The sequence below is a fragment of the Sphingorhabdus pulchriflava genome (genome assembly GCF_003367235.1).
Classification (GTDB): domain Bacteria; phylum Pseudomonadota; class Alphaproteobacteria; order Sphingomonadales; family Sphingomonadaceae; genus Sphingorhabdus_B; species Sphingorhabdus_B pulchriflava.
Genome location: NZ_QRGP01000003.1, coordinates 88,119 through 106,362 on the forward strand (window position 1 = coordinate 88,119; position 18,244 = coordinate 106,362).

An 18,244-nucleotide genomic window follows, 5' to 3' on the forward strand; every position below is an offset into this window, starting at 1 on the left:
GGAGGAAATGCGACAATGTCGGGGCAAAAACAGGGTATTGTAGACGTAGCAATCATTGGCGCGGGGCCTGCCGGTCTGACCGCCGCCTATCTGCTGTCGAAAAGGGGCTATAGCGTCACCGTCATCGAAAAAGACGAACGCTATGTCGGTGGTATCAGCCGCACCGTTGAGGTTGACGGCTATCGCTTCGACATTGGTGGCCACCGCTTCTTTTCGAAATCGAAGGAAGTTGTCGACCTGTGGAACGAAATCCTGCCCAATGATTTCATCCAGCGTCCGCGCATGAGCCGCATCTATTATGAAGGCAAATTCTACAGCTATCCGCTGCGCGCCTTTGAAGCCTTGTTCAACCTCGGCATCGTGCGTTCGACGCTGTGCATGGCGAGCTATGTGAAGGCCAAGGCTTTCCCGAACACGAAGGTTCGTAGCTTTGAAGACTGGACGGTCAACCAGTTCGGTCACAAGCTCTATTCGATCTTTTTCAAGACCTATACCGAAAAGGTATGGGGCATGCCCTGCGACGAAATGTCGGCAGATTGGGCCGCCCAGCGCATCAAGGGTCTATCGCTCGGCGCTGCGGTAATCGACGGGCTGAAGCGCAGCCTTGGTCTCAACAAAAAGCCCAATGACGGCATGGAAACCAAGACCTTGCTCGAAACCTTCCGCTATCCGCGGCTGGGGCCGGGCATGATGTGGGATGCCGCACGCGATTTTGTTGTCGCCAAGGGCAACCACGTGCTGATGGGCCACAGCTTCAAGCAACTGGCGCAGGATGCCAAGGGCAATTGGCGCCTGTCGGCGACCAAGGCTGATGGCGGCGAGACCGTCATCCAGGCCCGCCATGTGATCAGCTCTGCCCCGATGCGCGAGCTATCGGCACGTATCCATCCGCTGCCGCAGACCTCGCTCGAGGCATCGAACCTGAAATATCGCGACTTCCTGACGGTCGCCTTGATGATCAAGTCGGACGACCTGTTCCCCGATAACTGGATCTACATCCATGACAGCAAGGTGAAGGTCGGCCGCGTACAGAATTTCCGCAGCTGGTCACCCGAAATGGTGCCCGATCCGTCGATCGCCTGCGTCGGCCTCGAATATTTCTGCTTCGAAGGCGATGGCCTCTGGTCGTCGAGCGATGCCGATCTGGTCGAGCTTGCCAAGAAGGAAATGGCGATCCTTGGCCTGTGCAACCCCGAAGACGTTGTCGGCGGTGCGGTGGTGCGTCAGGAAAAGGCCTATCCGGTTTATGACGACAGCTATGCTGCCAATGTCGAGGCGATGCGTTCGGAGCTTGAAGGCAAATATCCGACGCTGCATATGGTCGGTCGCAACGGCATGCACCGCTACAACAACCAGGACCATGCGATGATGACCGCGATGCTGACGGTCGAGAATATCGAGGCTGGTGCCCGCGTTTATAATATCTGGAACGTCAACGAAGACGCCGAATATCATGAAGCGGGTGATGAAGGTGAACAGGAAAAGATCGTGGTCAAGGTGACCGAAGATCAGGCCGCCGCGCTGACGTCAGAACGTGATGTGCCGACCCGCGTCACATCCGCGGCTGACGCTGAACCCCGCAAGATAGACAAGGCGGCCTAAAACTCATGGATCGGGCAATTGCCTCCGCCATGCAGCTTTGGCAGCGGTTCACGATAACCCGCTACCTCGTCGCCAGCATCATCGCGCTTGCCTTTGACGTGGCGCTGTTTTCCAGCCTCGTCGCAGTAAAGGTCGATCCGACGCTGGCTTCGGCGGCTGGCTATTGTGCAGGTATCATTGTCCATTGGCTGGTCAGCGCCAATCTGGTCTTCACGGGCAAGACTCGGGAAGGCGCGGCGCTGCACATCCAGCGTGCATTGTTTGCCGGGTCTGCGCTCGCCGGACTGGGCATAACGGTGGCGACGGTGGAGCTGTTGGGCAGGGCGGGGGTGCATCCTATTCCATCGAAGGGTGCCGCCGTCGGGGTCAGTTTCTTCGCGGTCTATGCGTTGCGTAAATGGGGGGTTTTCCGGTGACAACTCTAACGGCACAGGCCTCTCGCCCTCCATTCTGGGGCGTTGATGAACAATTGAAACGCTTTGGCCATTGGTTGCTCATCTGGGTTGTGCTCGCCAATATCGGCTTTGCCATATTGTGGTTCTCGGGCGCGCCACCGCGTCACTTGGATATCGTCTATACCGGCCTTGTCGGTCTGGTGGTGATGCGCGCGTCTTTCTGGATACGTTATACGGCCTTTGTCGGCAGTCTGCTCTATTCGACGCTCAAATTTGTTGGCGGCTTGTTCAACCTCAACATTTCCTCGCTCCTCTATTCGCTGCAATTTTTTGCCGAAATCAAGCCTGCTAACTCTTATGATTATATCGGTGCTGCCGTCGCAATTCTTGCAATCATGGCCATTGGTTGGCGGCTGCTAAAGCGTGATACGCATTTCTCGCGGCCATTGCTGATCGCTGGGGCGGGCGGACTTTTCTTCACGCTTGCTGCCGTCGACCTGTGGATGGGCCGGGACATGCGTGGCCATTATTTCCGGGCGGCACCGGCTGGCGCAACCTTTGACTCGGCCACCAACAGCAGCGGTTTTGTAACCCGTGCAGACGGTAAGCGGCACCTGATCCTGATAGTGGTCGAAGCTATGGGCCTGCCGCAGGGCAATGCCGAAATGTCGCGACTGATGTTCGCCCCGCTGTTGCAGGACAAAGCTGTGCGGGCAAAATTCGATTTCAGCCGGGGCTCATCGCCTTATTATAACAGCACCACCGCAGGCGAGATTCGCGAACTATGCGGTCGCTGGGGCGACTATTATGACCTTGTTGACCGCAAGGATGATGCATGTATTCCGGCCAAGCTGGCTGCCAAGGGTTATGATACATTAGCAATGCACAGTTTCACGCCGAATTTCTTTGCGCTTGAAAAATGGTATCCCAATGTCGGATTCCAACACCTGGCCTTCAAAAACGACATGGTTGCGGAGGGTTCTGAAAAATGCGGAGGTGTTTTCCCCGGCGCCTGCGACCGCGATATTCCGCGCCAGATTTCAGCGCGGTTGAAATCTGCAGATAAACCGACCTTCCTCTATTGGCTGACGCTCAATTCGCACCTGCCGGTACCCGCAGGGCTCAATCTGAATGTCGATAATTGCGAGCGGGTATCTCCGCTGCTGAAAAGCGAGTATCCGCAGATTTGCAGGCAATTTGCGATCTATGATGATATTTTCGCAGCGCTTGCGAAAGAAATTGCGGCCTCTGATTTTCCCGAAGCCGACATATTGATCGTCGGCGATCATATGCCGCCCTATTTCGACCGGCATCACCGGACCCAGTTTGATCCGGCGAAGGTGCCCTGGCTGTATTTGCGGCACAAGTCGGCAACACAGCCCCAGTCGAACTAATCGAGTGGATAGTTTGATGCAGAACAGTGGCCGCGAAGCTCTGCCGAAACTGGCCCTGTTTATCTGGTTCGGGATTGCAGCGATTCTGACCTATTCGAGCTGGTCGGGCATCAGCACCCGTTCCGGATGGGATCCGGATGACCAGTTGCGGCTGGTGCAGTTGCGCGATTTTCTTGGCGGGCAAAGCTGGTTTGATACCACCCAGTACCGGCTTTATGCCCCTGAGGGCGGTCCGATGCACTGGTCACGGCTGATCGAAATTCCGCTTGCTCTGATAGTGATGTTGGCAACACCGCTTTTCGGTCCGGCTGTCGCTGAAATGATTGCGGGCACACTGATTCCGCTGCTTTGCTATGGTCTTGTTGCCTATATGCTCGGCCGTATCGCTTTGCGCCTCGGTGGGCCGTTGGCTGGCGCTGTGGCAGTCGTCATGACGATGGTCTCGCCTGCCATTTCGATGCAACTGCGACCGATGCGGATTGACCATCATGGATGGCAACTGGTCTGTGCGGCGCTGGCACTGTGGACGCTGTTCTGGCCTGCCGCACGCAAAGCAGGGATTTGCATGGGGTTCGCGCTGGCGGTCTGGCTGCACATCTCGCTTGAAGGGGCACCGGTGACGGCTGCCTTTTTCGGATTGCTAGGCTGGCGCTGGGCGATTTTCGGGGAAAGCGGAGCCCGGCTGGGCTATACGGTCGGAACATTCCTGATCGCGAGTTTCGTGCTGTTCTTCGGCACCCAATTGGGCGGGCTGTCGGCACACAATTATTGCGACACGATTTCGCCCGCGCATGTCTTCGCGATTGTTGCCGCGGGCACGATCATTGTGCCTGCGAGTTTTGTATTGCCTTCGAATAAATGGCTGCGACTGGCCGCGCTGGGTGCTGCTGGCACTGCTGCACTTGCGATATTGCTGTGGCAGGCACCCATGTGCGCCAAGGGTGCATTTTCGACCATGGACCCCGTAGTGCGCGATTACTGGTATGTTCGCGTGAACGAAGGGATGCCAGTCTGGCATCAAAAGTGGACCATCGCCCTTTCGCTTTTGGGTGTACCGATAGCGGGTGCTGTAACCTTGTTGTTCCTTGGTCGTTCGGTAGAGGCAGACAAGAAGGCGGATTATGCCGGTCTTGCCGTGTTGCTGGTCTATGCAGCGCTGCTGGCATTGCTGGTGTTCCGGACTATTTCGGTCGCTACGTTGATCGCAGTGCCACTTTTGTCTGTCGGTATTGCCACATTGTTTGGCCGGTATCGCACTGAAGAAAAAGCTGTCCGCCGCGTTGTGCTAGTGGCGCTGATGATCCTGATGCTCATGCCGGGCGCTTTTATTTCGCAAGTGGCCTCGTTTTTTTCGCAGAAGGCCGCTGCCGAGGCATCAGCCGACCAACAGCCTGCTGCACTTGCCGCGAAACAATGTGAGTCGGTCGAATCGGTCTCAACTCTCGCTGGATTGAAAAAGGCGAATATCGTCGCCCCTTTCGACATTGGGCCGTTAATCCTGCTCACCACCCCACATAGCGTCATGGCGTCGAGCCACCACCGCAACGAAAAGGGGATGCGCGCACATATCGATATTTATCGGCTACCGCCCACGCAGTCGCTTGTCATCGTTAAACGCCACAAGGTGACGCACATCGTCGGCTGCTTGGATGAAGCCGAAATGCAGGGCTATGCGAAGCGCAACCCCGACGGTCTCTGGGCGCAACTGGCCAAAAGCAACACGCCGGATTGGCTGGAAAAAATGCCGGATATGGGCGAGGGGCTGAAAGTATGGCGCGTGCGTTAAAGGTGCATGAAGTCGCGCGGGTAGCTCCTTAGATGTGCGCCACCATCGACGAATACCATCTGACCCGTCACATGGCGGGCCTTGGCCAGATAGAGTATGGCTTCCGCGATTGCCTGCGCATCAGGTAGCTGACCCAGCGGCATGTCATCGTTGAGCCGCTGCATCTGTACATCGTCATAGTCGTCGGTCGGGATCACAAGGCCGGGCGCGACACCGTTGACTCGTGCGCGTTTGCCGAGCGCCGCCGCGAGCGAGCGAACCGAGCCGGCCAGCGCTTGCTTCGACAGCGTGTAGCTCAATTGGTCACCATTGGGGTTTGTGATGCGTTGGTCAACGATGTGGACGATGGCGGGCTGGGCCGTTTCACCTGATGCCTGCACCAGCGCACGGCTCAACAATAGAGGTGCGAAAAGATTGAGCCCAAAGTGGGTGCTCAGAGTGGTGGCAGACATTTCCTCCCACCCATCCTGCCCGAACATCGCGGCATTGTTGACCAGCAGATCGGGTGCGCGGTCGAAATGGGCCAGCACTTCAGACATCAATTTTGCCGCCGCACCTTCTTTCGAAAGATCGGCGGGAAAATGTTTCCAGTTGGAGGCGTTACGTTCCAATGCCGCTGCTAGATCTGCATCTGGTGTCCCATCGCCGTGGCTGGTCAGCGCGAGATCATATCCTGCATCGGCAAGCTGCGCTGCAATCACCGCGCCCAGCCGCCGCATACCTCCGGTGACCAGCGCAAGCGGGCGTGTCACTTACGATGCCTTGTCAGCGTGATGCCGATCGATTCGCCATCTTCCGATATCGCCAGCTTGATGATCTTGACGCTGACATTCTGGACGCGCGGGTCGGCGGCGAACAGCCTGTCTATGATATGGTCGGCCACCGCCTCGATCAGCGTGAAGTGCACGCCTTCGGGAAAGACCGTCGCGGCTTCCTTGATCGCCATATAGTTTTTCGATGCCGACAGCGGGGTATCGGGCGCATAATGGGGGGCGACCTCAAGATCAGCGCTGACCGATATGTGCAGCGGTTGGGGAAGGTGCGTCTCCTGGCTGTAAATGCCGGTGAGCACATTGACGTGCAGGTCGTGCACTTCGAGGGTGAGTAAGTCTGTCATCTTAATCCTGTTGTGACCATCTAGCGAAGATGGCGGTAGGTAATAATAGCCCACGCGCTTGCTCGCGAACAGCCAGTTCGCCAAATTCGACCTTGCCGGGCAGGTCGGCAAAATGCGCCTGCAGCAGGTTGCCGAGCGCGATCGCCGACATGCGGACGGCGTATACGGTGAGGAAGAGGAAACGTGAATTGGCGTCGAGCAGTTCGCGGCAATTGGCGATCAGGCCGGGTAGGTCTTCCTCCAGCCGCCATACCTCGCCATCGGGCCCACGGCCATATTTGGGCGGGTCGAGCAGGATTCCATCATAGCGCCGCTCGCGTCGCACTTCGCGCGCGACAAATTTGGCGGCGTCGTCGACGATCCAGCGTATTGGTCGTTCCGACATGCCCGAAAGCGCGGCATTTTCGCGTGCTTGTGCGACGGACTTTTTCGACGCATCGACGTGCACCATTTGCGCGCCTGCCGAAGATAAGGCGAGCGTACCAACGCCGGTATAGCCGAACAGGTTCATGCAATGGGGCTCGGAAATACCGTCAATTTCTCCGCGCATCCAGCGCCAGACGGGGTCCATGTCGGGGAAGAAGCCGAGATGGCGAAAGGGGGTGCAGCTCGCCGTGAAGCTGACTTCGTCATTCCATGTGAGCGGCCAGCCATCTTGCGGCACCGGTTTTTCATAGTACCAGCGGCCGCCGCCATCCTCGTCCGATCCGGGGACGAATTCGCCGTCGGCCTGCCAGTCGGCAGTGGCCGGATCCCACATCGCCTGCGGCTCGGGGCGGATGAAGCGGCGGTTGCCATAGGATTCGAGTTTGCGGCCATTGCCGCTGTCGATCAGCGTGTAATCAGGCCTCGGCTCGCTGACGAGGGTGACGAAATCAGGCGCGAGCGGCATGGCCCAGCACATGGTCGCGCACCGCGACATAATCCGAAGGCAGCACGATGAAGCGCTCCTCGCGGTCAAACAGATTGCCGACCCGGGCCGGTAGCGAGGGGCGCACACCGGTTGCCCTCTCGACCGCATCGGGGAATTTGGCTGGATGCGCGGTTGCCAGCGTCACCACTGGAATATCCGCAGCAATGCCCGAATTGCGCGCAGCGTGGAGCGCAATCGCGGTGTGCGGATCGATAATCTCGGCGCATTTCTCATAGGCCCAGCGCATCGCGCCCGACATTTCATCGGCATCAGCGCGCATGCTTTTGAACAGACTGGCACGTCCGCGCATATCAGCGGACAGCGCAGTTTTGCCCATCTGCTCGAACACTTTCATCCGCGATGCGGTGGTCGTCCCGTCGCGGCCTTCTAGGTCGAACAGCAAGCGTTCGAAATTGCTCGATATCTGAATGTCCATCGAAGGTGCTGCAGTCGGCGTGACGGTACCGACCGAATAGTCACCCTTGGCGAGCGCGCGATGGAGGATGTCGTTCACGTTGGTTGCAACGATCAATCGCTCGACTGGCAGACCCATTTGCGCCGCGACATAGCCGGCAAAAACATCGCCGAAATTACCGGTGGGCACCGAAAAGGCAATTTTGCGTTCGGGCGCACCCAGTTGCAGCGCGGCCCAGAAATAATAGACCACCTGCGCCATCAACCGTGCCCAGTTGATCGAATTGACCGCCGACAAAGTGATCGCACTGGTGACTTCGCTGTCACCAAACATCCGCTTCACCATCGCCTGCGCATCGTCGAAGCTGCCTTCGATGGCGATATTGTGGACATTGGGGGCAAGCACCGTCGTCATCTGCCGCCGCTGCACGTCCGACACGCGGCCATGCGGGTGGAGCATGAATATCTCGATATTCTCGCGACCAGCCACCGCGTGGATAGCAGCCGAGCCGGTATCGCCCGAGGTGGCCCCGACAATGGTCAGCGCTTTGTCACCGCCGCTCAAAAAGCGTTCGAACAGATGGCCGAGCAGCTGCAGCGCAACATCCTTGAACGCCAGCGTCGGGCCGTGAAATAATTCGAGCAGCCACTGCTGGTTGTCTAGCTGAGTCAGCGGGGTGACCGCAGCGTGCGAGAAACTGCCATAGGCTGCGGCACACAGTTCACGAAGTTCGTCCTCGGTCAGACTTCCCGCAGTAAAGGGCGCCATCACCTTGGCGGCCAGATCGACATAGGGAAGGCCACGCATCGCGGCGACTTCGGCCTGCGTGAAAGTGGGCCATGCACCGGGGACATAGAGCCCGCCGTCGCTTGCGAGCCCCGCCAGCGTTACCCCCGCAAAATCGAGGTTCGACGCATTTCCCCTGGTGCTGATATACTGCATGACGCGCGCGGCGTTAGCGGGTGCAGCAATATGGCGCAAGTGTGCACGCAGCTTGCGTCGCGCCAATTCGCCCGATAATCCGCCGCCATGAAACATTATTTCACTGCTTCGTTACTTGCTTTGGCCATAGCCGGTGGCACTATCGTGCCCGCTTCCGCGCGTCCCATGACCGAGACTGATCTTGCCACGATGAAACGGCTGGCTTCGCCGACCGCTTCGCCCGACGGAAAACTGGTCGCCTATCAGCTTCAGGAAACCGATCTGGCTGCGAACAAACGGCGCAGCGACCTTTGGCTGTACCGTGTCGATGGCAAGGAAGGAGGGCCGTGGAAAATTGCATCCAAGCCTGACTTCAATGAACATAGTCCGGCCTTCGCACTCGATGGCAAGTCAATCTATTATCTCAGTGATGTGAGCGGATCGGACCAGCTTTGGCGCTATGATCTTGGTGACCAGACCAGCACGCAGGTGAGCGATTTCAAAGCCGAAATCGCCGGATTCAAATTGTCGCCCGATAGCAAAAGGGTTGCTGTTTGGGGGGATATTGCCCGCGATTGCGAAGATTTCGGCTGTGACAGCGATGGCGACGGCTCAAAGCCGGGACCGGGCACAGGTCGCGCATATGATCAGCTCTTCGTCCGCCATTGGGACTCATGGGAAACGCCGGGCAATTACAGCCGCCTGTTCAGCTTTGAAATCGGGGCCGATGGCAAATTGGCGGGTGGCCTCAACATGGACGGCGATGGCGCTGAAACCCTTATCGGCGATACGCCTTCAAAGCCCAGCGGTGGCGGAGAGGAAATCGCGTGGAGCGCGGACAGCCAGAAGCTGTACTTTGCCCTGCGTAAGGCGGATGCGGAGGAACCACGCTCCACCAATCTCGATATTTATGCGTCCGAACATGGGCTGGGCGATCCCAAAAATTTGACGCCAGACAATCAGGCGACCGACACGCTGCCCGCCGCCTCACCCGACGGAAAATGGATGGCATGGGCGGCAATGGCGCGTCCGGGTTATGAGGCCGACAAGCAGACACTGATGCTGATGGACAAGGCCAGCGGTCGCGTAACGGCGCTGACCGATCAGTGGGACCGCTCGGTCGAATCGATTGCCTGGGCAGCGGACAGCAAAAGCTTGCTCGTCACCGCGCAGGATACGCTCGAACGCCCGCTGTTCCGGGTTGACCTGAAAGGCAAGGTCACGCGCTTGACTGATCGCGGCGCTATTTCGGAGGTGGTTCCGCTGTCCAATGGCGGGATAATTTATGCGATAAACAGCATCGCGGCACCGGCGGATCTGGTGTGGATAGATGCCAAGGGCAAGACCACACGCCTCACCAATGTGAATGCCGATCTCTACAAGGAACTTGATCCCGTAAGCTATGAGAAGTTCAGCTTTGCAGGTGCAAATGGCGGCCGGGTGCATGGCCAGATCGTCAAGCCGCAAGGCGCGTCGGGCAAGTTGCCGGTGCTGTTGCTGGTGCATGGCGGCCCACAAAGCTCGTTCGGCAACAGCTGGTCGTTCCGCTGGAACCCGGCGGTGATGGCATCGCAGGGCTATGCCGTGGTGACGATCGATTTCCATGGCTCGTCTGGCTATGGACAGGCCTTTACCGACAGCATCAATCAGGATTGGGGTGGAAAGCCTTTAGCCGACCTGAAGCTTGGCATGGCCGAACTGGGCAAGATCGATCCACAGCTCGATACCGCCAACGCCTGCGCGTTGGGCGGCAGCTATGGCGGCTATATGATGAACTGGATCGCGGGCAATTGGCCCGAAGGGTTCAAATGTCTTGTCAACCATGCGGGTATTTTCGATCTGCGGGCAATGGCATTTGAAACCGAGGAATTGTGGTTCGACGAATGGGATCATGGCGGCCCATGGTGGAGCCGCAAGGATGCCGAGAAATGGAACCCGGTAAACCATGTCACCAAATGGAAAACACCGATGCTGGTCATCCATGGCGAGAAGGACTTCCGTATTCCCTATTCGCAAGGGTTGGCGACCTTCACAGCGCTGCAACGGCAGGGGATCGAATCCAAGCTGCTCGTTTTCCCCGATGAGAATCACTGGATATTGAAGGCCAAAAATTCGATCCAGTGGCACCGCACGGTTTTCGATTGGGTGGCGAAGCATCTGAAAGGTGGCAAATAGGGCCAAAGCCCTCGCCTCAGGCAAAGGCGAGGGGTTTTCCTTTGGCCAAAGCGCGGGTAAGGCGCGGGCCCATGACTATCGACAAGACATTCGACCCGGCAGCAATCGAAACCAAATGGTTTGAGCATTGGGAAACGAGCGGCGCCTTCCGCCCCGAGCGCCCCGATGCGCAACCCTTTACCATTGTGAACCCGCCGCCGAATGTGACGGGCAGTCTGCATATCGGCCATGCGCTCGACAATACGCTGCAGGACATTTTGATCCGCCACGCCCGTTTGCAGGGCAAGGATGCGTTGTGGGTCGTCGGCATGGACCATGCCGGTATCGCGACCCAGATGGTGGTCGAACGCCAGCTGGAGGAGCGTCAGGACAAGCGCACCAATTACAGCCGCGACGAATTTGTCGACATCGTCTGGAAATGGAAGGCGGAAAGCGGCGGGCAGATTACCCGCCAGCTGCGCCGCCTTGGCTGCTCGATGGACTGGGCGAACGAACAGTTCACCATGGACCCGCATTTCAACCGCGCGGTGCTCAAGGTCTTTGTCGACCTGTATAATCAGGGGCTGATCTATCGCGACAAAAGGCTGGTCAATTGGGACCCGAAGCTGAAAACCGCGATTTCGGACCTTGAAGTCGAAACCCGCGAGGTGAAGGGCCATTTCTGGCACTTCCGCTATCCGCTGGCCGACGGCGTGAAGCTCGACAATGGCGCGGACCATATTGTCGTTGCCACCACCCGCCCCGAAACGATGCTCGCCGATATGGCGGTCGCGGTGAATGCCGATGATCCGCGCTACAAAAGCGTGATCGGCAAATTTGTCGAGCTGCCAATCACAGGTCGCCGCGTGCCGATAGTCGCAGACGAGCATGCCGATCCGGAACTGGGCTCGGGCGCGGTGAAGATCACCCCCGGACATGATTTTAATGACTTTGAGGTTGGCAAACGTGCAGGAATAAAGCCTGCTGACATGCTCAACATGTTCGACGCCGAGGCCCGCGTGGTGCAGACGGCGGACGGGTTGATCCCTGCCGATCTGGTCGGCACGGATCGCTTCGATGCGCGTGCTGCTGTGGTCGAACAGATGAAGGCGCTGGGCCGCCTCGTTCCGCATATCGTCAAATCGGCGGATGGCGAGGAATCTGAACTCGACACCGAACCGCGTACCATCCAGACGCCCTTTGGCGATCGCGGCGGTGTGGTGATCGAGCCCTGGCTGACCGACCAATGGTATGTCGATGCCGAAACGCTCGCCCAGCCGCCGATACAGGCCGTGCGCGACGGGCGGATCGATATCGTCCCCAAAAGCTGGGAGAAGACCTTCTTCAACTGGATGGAGAATATCCAGCCCTGGTGCGTCAGCCGCCAACTTTGGTGGGGGCACCGGATTCCGGCTTGGTACGACGCCGATGGACAGGTCTATGTCGCCGAAGACGAAGCCGTCGCACAGGCGCTTGCAGGCGAAGGTGTTGCACTGACGCAGGACAATGACGTCCTCGACACCTGGTTTTCCTCCGCGCTTTGGCCCTTCGGCACGCTCGGCTGGCCCGACCAGACCGAGGCGTTGAAGCGTCACTACCCCAATGACGTCCTGATCTCCGGCTTCGACATCCTTTTCTTTTGGGATGCGCGCATGGCGATGCAGGGGATGCACTTCATGAAAGAAGTGCCGTGGAAGACGCTCTACCTGCACGGGCTGGTGCGCGCGGCGGACGGGCAGAAAATGTCCAAATCCAAGGGCAATGTCGTCGATCCGTTGATCCTGATGGACAAATATGGCGCCGATGCGCTGCGCTTCTTCATGGCGGCGATGGAAAGCCAGGGCCGCGATGTGAAGATGGATGAACGCCGCGTCGAAGGCTATCGCAACTTCGCGACCAAGCTGTGGAACGCCGCGCGTTTCTGCCAGTCAAACGGCATCGGCGCATCGACCACGCTGCGCGCGCCGGAGGCGAGCCTTGCGGTCAACAAATGGATCATCGGCGAGGTGGTTGAAACGCTGGCAAAGCTCAACAAGGCGTTTGACGAATATCGTTTCGACGCGATGGCCGATGCCATCTACCAGTTCGCCTGGGGCACTTTCTGCGACTGGTATCTGGAACTGATCAAGCCCAGCTTCGTCGATGGCGAGAAGGGCGAGATGGATGAAGAATCCAAGGCGGTCGCGGGCTGGGTGCTCGACCAGATTCTCGTCATGCTCCACCCCTTCATGCCCTTCATCACCGAAGAGCTATGGCATGCAATGGGCGAGCGTCAGTACGACCTGATCATCGCCAAATGGCCTGAACCGAAGGCTGATCTTGATCTTGCCGCAGGTGCAGAAATCAACTGGCTGATCCAGCTGGTCACCGAAGTGCGCAGCGCCAAGAATGAGCTCGGCATCGCACCGGGCGCGCGGCTCAACGCATTTGTCCGTGACGCGTCTGCAGAAACACTGGAGCGCATCGAGCGTCAGACGGCAGCGATTGTGCGTCAGGCGAGGCTTGACAGCATCTCTGATGCTGAAGCGCCTGCAGGTGGCGCCGTACAAATCGTGGTCGATGAGGCAACCTTTGTTATTCCGCTGGAAGGCATCATCGATCTCGACGCCGAACGCGCGCGTATCAGCAAGGCGATCGAGGCGGTGTCAAAGGAAGCCAAGTCCTTGGAAGGCCGCCTTTCCAACCCCGCCTTTGTCGAAAAGGCCAAGCCGGAAGCAGTGGAAAAAGCCCGTGCCGATCATGCCGAAAAGGCCGCCGAGGTCGAAAGGCTGAGCGCAGCGCTTGCGCGTTTGGGATAGAGCCTTCGGGTCTTAGCCATGCACCTCGAAATAGAGGAGGCTGTGGTCCGAATGATCCTTGATCCATTTGTCCTTCGCGGCTGGTGTCGTCGCATCGGTCCAGCCGCGCACTGCTACTTCTGCCTGTGAGCCATCGGCGGCGGCGAATGTCTTGAAGGTCAGGTGGTCGGCCGCGAACACATGGTCGAGTGCTGAATCGGGGATCGACGATGTGCTGCCATTCGACCAGCTGTTGGCGTGGGTCTTGGGCAGTCGGCGCATCTTGTATTTGGCCTTTTTCGTCTCCTTATCCCATTTGTTGAGCTCGTCGGTGCTCGGGATATTGTGCCCGGGATATTCGAGACCCATCGAGTTGAGATCGCCTAGGAAGATATAATTGGCGCGCTCGCCGGGCGCTGCCTGTTTGTCGAGTGTCTTTTTGAAGTCGATGGCCCGCATCACCATATCATCGCGCAGTCCCATGCCGCGCGGATCGACTCCACTTGCGAGATGCAGGAAGAGCACGGCATATTTTTCCTGCCCCACCATGAACGAAACCAGCTGCCCGGGCCGCATATGAGTGGTGCCGGATTTATACTCAGTACGCTGGGTGATCAGAGAGGTCATTGTGCGCTTTACGCCGATCAGGATTTCCTGTGTCTGCTGCCCCTCTGTAATCTGGAAGGTATAATTGGGCATGCGCTGCATAAGCGTTTCGAACACGGTTTTGCCTTCGACCTCGAACATCCCGAAAATGTCGGGTTTCTGTTCGGCCAGGAAGGCGACCACCCTGTCCACCCGCGCCGAATCCGGGCCATCGCCCTTGAAATGTTCGACGTTCCACGATGCCACCGAAAACAGTTTCGCCATGTCGATTTTCTTCCGACTCGATAGGATCAGAATGATTGCATAGTCGAACCCAAAAGTCCGTGAGATGCATCACAGCCACACGGCTGCTGACAAAGGCTCCAAGACGCCTTTATCGCGCCGCAAAATCGGTTTAGGGTTTCGCCTGCGTTGCCATTCGTGCGGCGTTCAGGGGAAGGAAGCTAGCGCGGCGCGATGGATATCTACCTGCCTATAGCCGGGCTGTCGGTGAACATCTTCGTGATCATCCTGCTCGGCGGAGCCGTGGGGATGCTGTCGGGCATGTTCGGCGTTGGCGGCGGGTTCCTGACGACGCCGCTGCTGATCTTTTACGGCATCCCGCCGATGGTCGCCGCAGCCTCCGCTTCGACGCAGGTGACTGGCGCGAGTGTGTCAGGCGTCTTTGCGCATATGCGACGCGGCGGGGTCGATTTCCATATGGGCGCGGTGCTGGTGGCCGGCGGCTTGCTAGGTACGATTTTCGGCGCTGTTCTGTTTGAGGTGCTGGAGGCGTGGGGCCAAATCGATACGGTCATCAACATTCTCTACACGGTTTTGCTCGGCAGCATCGGCGGCATGATGGCGAAGGAAGCCTGGCAGAGCGTTTCCGCCACGCGCAGCGGAAAGCCGCTGCCACCGCGTAAAAGACGACACCACCCACTCGTCGCAAATCTGCCCGGGCGCTGGCGGTTCTACCGTTCGGGGCTGTATATCTCGCCATTGGCTCCGCTGATCCTCGGCTTTCTGACAGGTATCCTCACCATGCTACTTGGTGTGGGCGGCGGGTTTATAATGGTCCCCGCGATGCTCTACATCCTTGGCATGAGCGCCAATGTCGTGGTTGGCACGTCGCTGTTCCAGATTTTGTTCGTCACCATGTCCTCGACGATGGTGCACAGCCTGACGACGCGCGCGGTCGATATCGTTCTGGCGGTTTTTCTGCTGATTGGCAGCGTCACCGGCGCGCAGATTGGTGCAAGGCTCGCGCAACGGATGCGGCCCGATTATCTGCGGCTCTTGCTTGCGGCAATCGTGCTGATTGTCGCTTTGCGCATGGCGCTGGGTCTGGGTTGGCAGCCCGATGAAATCTACACGGTGCAGTTTCTGTGATTATGCGGCTGCTCCTTATTCTTGCACTGCTTTTCCCGCTTCCTGCACTTGCGCAAACGGCGGTCGAGCCCAAGCTGGTTCCCGATGTGTCGCAGCGCAACATCAACATCCAGTCGCGTTTTACCGGCGCAGAGCTGTTGCTTTTCGGGGCAATCATCTATCCGCGTGGCGTAGCACCCGAAGGGCAAGTCGACGTGGCAGTCGTTCTGCGCGGCCCGACACGGCCTATCATCTTGCGTGAAAAGCAAAAGGTGGCGGGCATCTGGGTCAATGCCGAAAGCATCGATTTCCGTTCAGCCCCAGCCTATTACGCCATCGCCTCCTCGCGCCCGATCGACAAGATTGTCGATGCACGGACCGCTGCGATTTACGAACTGGGGCTAAAGCGCCTGCAACTGTCGCCCACAGGTGAAATCCAGACCAGCGAAGTTCGGCGCTTTACCAACGGTCTGGTCGACCTCAACCGGCGTGACGGGCTGTTCGCCGAAGCGGCAGGTGCTGTCGATATCACCGATCAGGTTCTGTACCGTGCGCGTCTGACTATACCGTCGAGCGTGCCCGAAGGCCGCTATGTCGCTGAAACGCTGCTGATCCGGAATGGCCGGGTGATTGTTGCTGACGACAGCGTGGTGGTTGAAATCAGTAAGACCGGGTTCGAGCGTTTCATCACGATCATGGCGCAGGAATATGGCCTGCTCTATGGCGCATTTGCCGTTCTGATTTCGCTCTTTCTTGGCTGGTTTGCGGGCTATGTTTTCCGGCGGCTTTAGGCAGAAAATCGTCGCGGTTATCCATTAATTAACTTTGCCGACCTAGCTTTCGAAAGGAAGCAATAAGGGTTAGCACATGACAGATAATTTTCCCGGTCGCGGTTTTGGGAATGCGCAGCCGTTTCAGCCATCGAGTGACGACGCCGCTGCAACCCGACCGGTATCCTATGCCCCTGCCAATCCTGCGCCACGCCCACCCGTCCAGCCGACCAGTGGACAGCAAATGCCACCCGCTCAGGGTCATGCCCCGTCGCAACCCGCACCCAGTCCACATATGTCCGCTACAGCAGCAGCACCGGCCCAGCCTTCAGCTGCTTTGCAAAGCGCGCCGCGTCCGGCGGTTGCGCCCGCATCCCAAGGTGCTGGACAAAATGATGCCCAGAAAAGCCATCAGGCGGCAGGCAACACTCTTTACGAAATTGGACGAGTGATCGAAATTGCAGGCTCGGGCTCGCAGGTGCAGCTCAGCGCCAAACTGATCAACGACCTCGCCAACCATCAGGACCCGGCGATTGCCATGGCGGGTCAGGTGGGCAGCCAGGTCAAGATCCGGGTGGGCAATGTATGGCTGCTGGCCAATATCCGTACCCAGCGCCTCGATATGGCTGACGCCGCGTCGATCATCGCAGCCGTCGACTTCCTCGGCGAAGGCGATGAGGAGCGGCTGACCGGCAAAATCTATAACTTCCGTCGCGGTGTGACGCGCTACCCCGTTCCGGGATCATCGGTCTTCGCGGTATCCAGCCCCGACCTGAAACAGGTGTATGCAGCTGACGGCCGCGCTCATGTCGCTATCGGCACCGTGTTTCCGACGCGCGATATCCGTGCCTCGCTCTATGTGGATGCTATGCTTGGCAAGCACTTTGCACTGCTGGGTTCAACCGGTACCGGTAAATCGACCAGTGCTGCGCTCATTCTGCACAAGATCTGCGACCTCGCCCCCCAGGGCCATATTGTGATGATCGACCCGCACGGCGAATATAGCGCGGCGTTCAAGGGCAATGGCGCGCTTTACGACGTCAACAACTTGGCGATGCCCTATTGGCTGATGAATTTCGCCGAACATTGCGAGGTGCTTATCAATTCGACAGGGGACGATTGGCAGACAGACGCTGACATCCTTGCAAAATGCCTGTTGCAGGCACGCTCTAAGAGCCGAATTGCCGAATCCATCGGCAAGCTGACAGTCGATGCGCCGGTACCCTATCTGCTGTCGGATCTGACCAACATCATCCAGAATGAAATGGGCAAGCTCGACAAGGCGACCAATTCCGCGCCCTATATGCGGCTGAAATCCAAAATCGAAGAACTCAAGGCCGATCCGCGCTATAATTTCATGTTCTCGGGCATGCTTGTCGGCGACAGCATGACTGACTTTCTGTCGAAAATTTTCCGCCTGCCCAGCGCGGGCAAGCCGATTTCGATTATTGACGTTTCCGCGGTGCCGTCGGACATCACTTCGACCGTGGTTGCAGTGCTCTCACGACTGGTGTTCGACTATGCCATCTGGTCGCGCAACGAACCGCAGCGCCCGATCTTGCTGGTCTGCGAAGAAGCGCACCGCTATATTCCGTCAGACCGGATGTCGGGGGCAAGTGCCGTCCGCACCATTCTTGAACGCATCGCCAAGGAAGGCCGTAAATATGGTGTGTCGCTTGGCCTGATAACCCAGCGTCCGTCGGATTTGGCCGAAGGTGTGCTGTCGCAGTGCGGTACCATCATTTCGATGCGTCTGAACAATGATCGCGACCAGGCCTATGTTCGCGCGGCGATGCCCGAAGGCGCGCGCGGCTTCCTCGATTCGATTCCGGCGCTTCGCAATCGCGAATGTATTATTTGCGGAGAAGGCGTCTCGATCCCGATCCGCGTAGCGCTCGACACGCTGGAAGAAGAACGGCGTCCGGCTTCCGAAGATCCGCTCTTCTCTGTCCTGTGGCAGGAAACCGGCGGCGAAGAGGAAATCCTTGACCGTGTCGTCCGCCGCTGGCGTGCCCAAGGACGATAATTGAGGCGGCGTTAAGGC

At 58.3% G+C, this 18,244-nt stretch carries 14 protein-coding genes; 9 read left to right on the forward strand and 5 right to left on the reverse strand.

Annotation, left to right across the window (positions count from 1 at the left end):
- Positions 1-15: 15 nt before the first annotated feature.
- Genes DXH95_RS14505 through DXH95_RS14520 form a run of 4 tightly spaced genes read left to right on the forward strand, consistent with a single transcriptional unit; the run spans position 16 to position 5,177 of the window.
- Positions 16-1,602, forward strand: a complete 1,587-nt coding sequence (locus tag DXH95_RS14505; protein ID WP_115550278.1) for an NAD(P)/FAD-dependent oxidoreductase — start codon at positions 16-18, stop codon at positions 1,600-1,602.
- Positions 1,603-1,607: 5 nt separating this feature from the next.
- The gene (locus DXH95_RS14510; protein ID WP_239016682.1) at positions 1,608-2,018 is read left to right on the forward strand and encodes a GtrA family protein; all 411 of its coding nucleotides are present in this window, start codon (positions 1,608-1,610) and stop codon (positions 2,016-2,018) included.
- Entirely contained in the window at positions 2,015-3,391 is a 1,377-nt protein-coding gene (locus tag DXH95_RS14515) for a sulfatase-like hydrolase/transferase (protein ID WP_181883704.1), read from the forward strand. The genes DXH95_RS14510 and DXH95_RS14515 overlap by 4 nt, the downstream gene beginning before the upstream one ends.
- A 16-nt stretch (positions 3,392-3,407) precedes the next feature.
- The gene (locus DXH95_RS14520; RefSeq protein WP_115550281.1) at positions 3,408-5,177 is read left to right on the forward strand and encodes a hypothetical protein; all 1,770 of its coding nucleotides are present in this window, start codon (positions 3,408-3,410) and stop codon (positions 5,175-5,177) included.
- On the opposite strand, the gene DXH95_RS14525 is transcribed toward DXH95_RS14520, so the two are convergent.
- From DXH95_RS14525 to thrC, 4 genes are read right to left on the reverse strand one after another with little or no spacing between them, the layout of a single operon-like run.
- Complete coding sequence (locus tag DXH95_RS14525; RefSeq protein ID WP_115550282.1) at positions 5,174-5,929, reverse strand: SDR family oxidoreductase; 756 nt, start codon at positions 5,927-5,929, stop codon at positions 5,174-5,176. The genes DXH95_RS14520 and DXH95_RS14525 overlap by 4 nt on opposite strands.
- The gene (locus DXH95_RS14530; protein WP_115550283.1) at positions 5,926-6,294 is read right to left on the reverse strand and encodes a dihydroneopterin aldolase; all 369 of its coding nucleotides are present in this window, start codon (positions 6,292-6,294) and stop codon (positions 5,926-5,928) included. The genes DXH95_RS14525 and DXH95_RS14530 overlap by 4 nt, the downstream gene beginning before the upstream one ends.
- Position 6,295: 1 nt before the next feature.
- Positions 6,296-7,198, reverse strand: a complete 903-nt coding sequence (locus tag DXH95_RS14535; RefSeq protein WP_115550284.1) for an RsmD family RNA methyltransferase — start codon at positions 7,196-7,198, stop codon at positions 6,296-6,298.
- Positions 7,170-8,564: a threonine synthase gene (gene thrC, locus DXH95_RS14540; protein WP_115550542.1), complete on the reverse strand. Its 1,395-nt coding sequence runs from the start codon at positions 8,562-8,564 to the stop codon at positions 7,170-7,172. Before thrC ends, DXH95_RS14535 begins: the two co-directional genes overlap by 29 nt.
- An 87-nt stretch (positions 8,565-8,651) precedes the next feature.
- Here thrC and DXH95_RS14545 point away from each other — a divergent pair, with 87 nt between their 5' ends.
- Both DXH95_RS14545 and DXH95_RS14550 read left to right on the forward strand, forming a co-directional pair.
- Positions 8,652-10,718 carry a S9 family peptidase gene (locus DXH95_RS14545; protein ID WP_115550285.1) on the forward strand — a complete coding sequence of 689 codons (2,067 nt, stop codon included), beginning with the start codon at positions 8,652-8,654 and terminating at the stop codon, positions 10,716-10,718.
- Between the two features lie 71 nt (positions 10,719-10,789).
- Positions 10,790-13,495, forward strand: a complete 2,706-nt coding sequence (locus DXH95_RS14550) for a valine--tRNA ligase (RefSeq protein ID WP_115550286.1) — start codon at positions 10,790-10,792, stop codon at positions 13,493-13,495.
- 12 nt (positions 13,496-13,507) lie between these two features.
- On the opposite strand, the gene DXH95_RS14555 is transcribed toward DXH95_RS14550, so the two are convergent.
- Positions 13,508-14,344 (reverse strand): endonuclease/exonuclease/phosphatase family protein, encoded by an 837-nt coding sequence (locus DXH95_RS14555; protein WP_115550287.1) that lies wholly within the window; start codon positions 14,342-14,344, stop codon positions 13,508-13,510.
- Between the two features lie 192 nt (positions 14,345-14,536).
- Between DXH95_RS14555 and DXH95_RS14560 the strand changes: the two genes are divergently transcribed.
- The 3 genes from DXH95_RS14560 (at position 14,537) to DXH95_RS14570 (ending at position 18,226) form a co-directional block, all read left to right on the forward strand.
- The gene (locus tag DXH95_RS14560) at positions 14,537-15,451 is read left to right on the forward strand and encodes a sulfite exporter TauE/SafE family protein (RefSeq protein ID WP_115550288.1); all 915 of its coding nucleotides are present in this window, start codon (positions 14,537-14,539) and stop codon (positions 15,449-15,451) included.
- A gap of 2 nt (positions 15,452-15,453) precedes the next feature.
- Positions 15,454-16,221 carry a TIGR02186 family protein gene (locus tag DXH95_RS14565; protein ID WP_115550289.1) on the forward strand — a complete coding sequence of 256 codons (768 nt, stop codon included), beginning with the start codon at positions 15,454-15,456 and terminating at the stop codon, positions 16,219-16,221.
- A gap of 76 nt (positions 16,222-16,297) precedes the next feature.
- Entirely contained in the window at positions 16,298-18,226 is a 1,929-nt protein-coding gene (locus tag DXH95_RS14570) for an ATP-binding protein (protein WP_239016683.1), read from the forward strand.
- Positions 18,227-18,244: the final 18 nt, after the last annotated feature.

Bases quoted from the DNA above. Each gene is read 5' to 3' on its own strand.
- DXH95_RS14505 (WP_115550278.1), top strand. From the start codon at position 16: ATGTCGGGGCAAAAACAGGGTATTGTAGACGTAGCAATCATTGGCGCG.
- DXH95_RS14510 (WP_239016682.1), top strand. From the start codon at position 1,608: ATGGATCGGGCAATTGCCTCCGCCATGCAGCTTTGGCAGCGGTTCACG.
- DXH95_RS14520 (WP_115550281.1), top strand. From the start codon at position 3,408: ATGCAGAACAGTGGCCGCGAAGCTCTGCCGAAACTGGCCCTGTTTATC.
- DXH95_RS14530 (WP_115550283.1), bottom strand. From the start codon at position 6,294: ATGACAGACTTACTCACCCTCGAAGTGCACGACCTGCACGTCAATGTG.
- DXH95_RS14535 (WP_115550284.1), bottom strand. From the start codon at position 7,198: ATGTGCTGGGCCATGCCGCTCGCGCCTGATTTCGTCACCCTCGTCAGC.
- thrC (WP_115550542.1), bottom strand. From the start codon at position 8,564: ATGCAGTATATCAGCACCAGGGGAAATGCGTCGAACCTCGATTTTGCG.
- DXH95_RS14545 (WP_115550285.1), top strand. From the start codon at position 8,652: ATGAAACATTATTTCACTGCTTCGTTACTTGCTTTGGCCATAGCCGGT.
- DXH95_RS14550 (WP_115550286.1), top strand. From the start codon at position 10,790: ATGACTATCGACAAGACATTCGACCCGGCAGCAATCGAAACCAAATGG.
- DXH95_RS14555 (WP_115550287.1), bottom strand. From the start codon at position 14,344: ATGGCGAAACTGTTTTCGGTGGCATCGTGGAACGTCGAACATTTCAAG.
- DXH95_RS14560 (WP_115550288.1), top strand. From the start codon at position 14,537: ATGGATATCTACCTGCCTATAGCCGGGCTGTCGGTGAACATCTTCGTG.
- DXH95_RS14565 (WP_115550289.1), top strand. From the start codon at position 15,454: ATGCGGCTGCTCCTTATTCTTGCACTGCTTTTCCCGCTTCCTGCACTT.
- DXH95_RS14570 (WP_239016683.1), top strand. From the start codon at position 16,298: ATGACAGATAATTTTCCCGGTCGCGGTTTTGGGAATGCGCAGCCGTTT.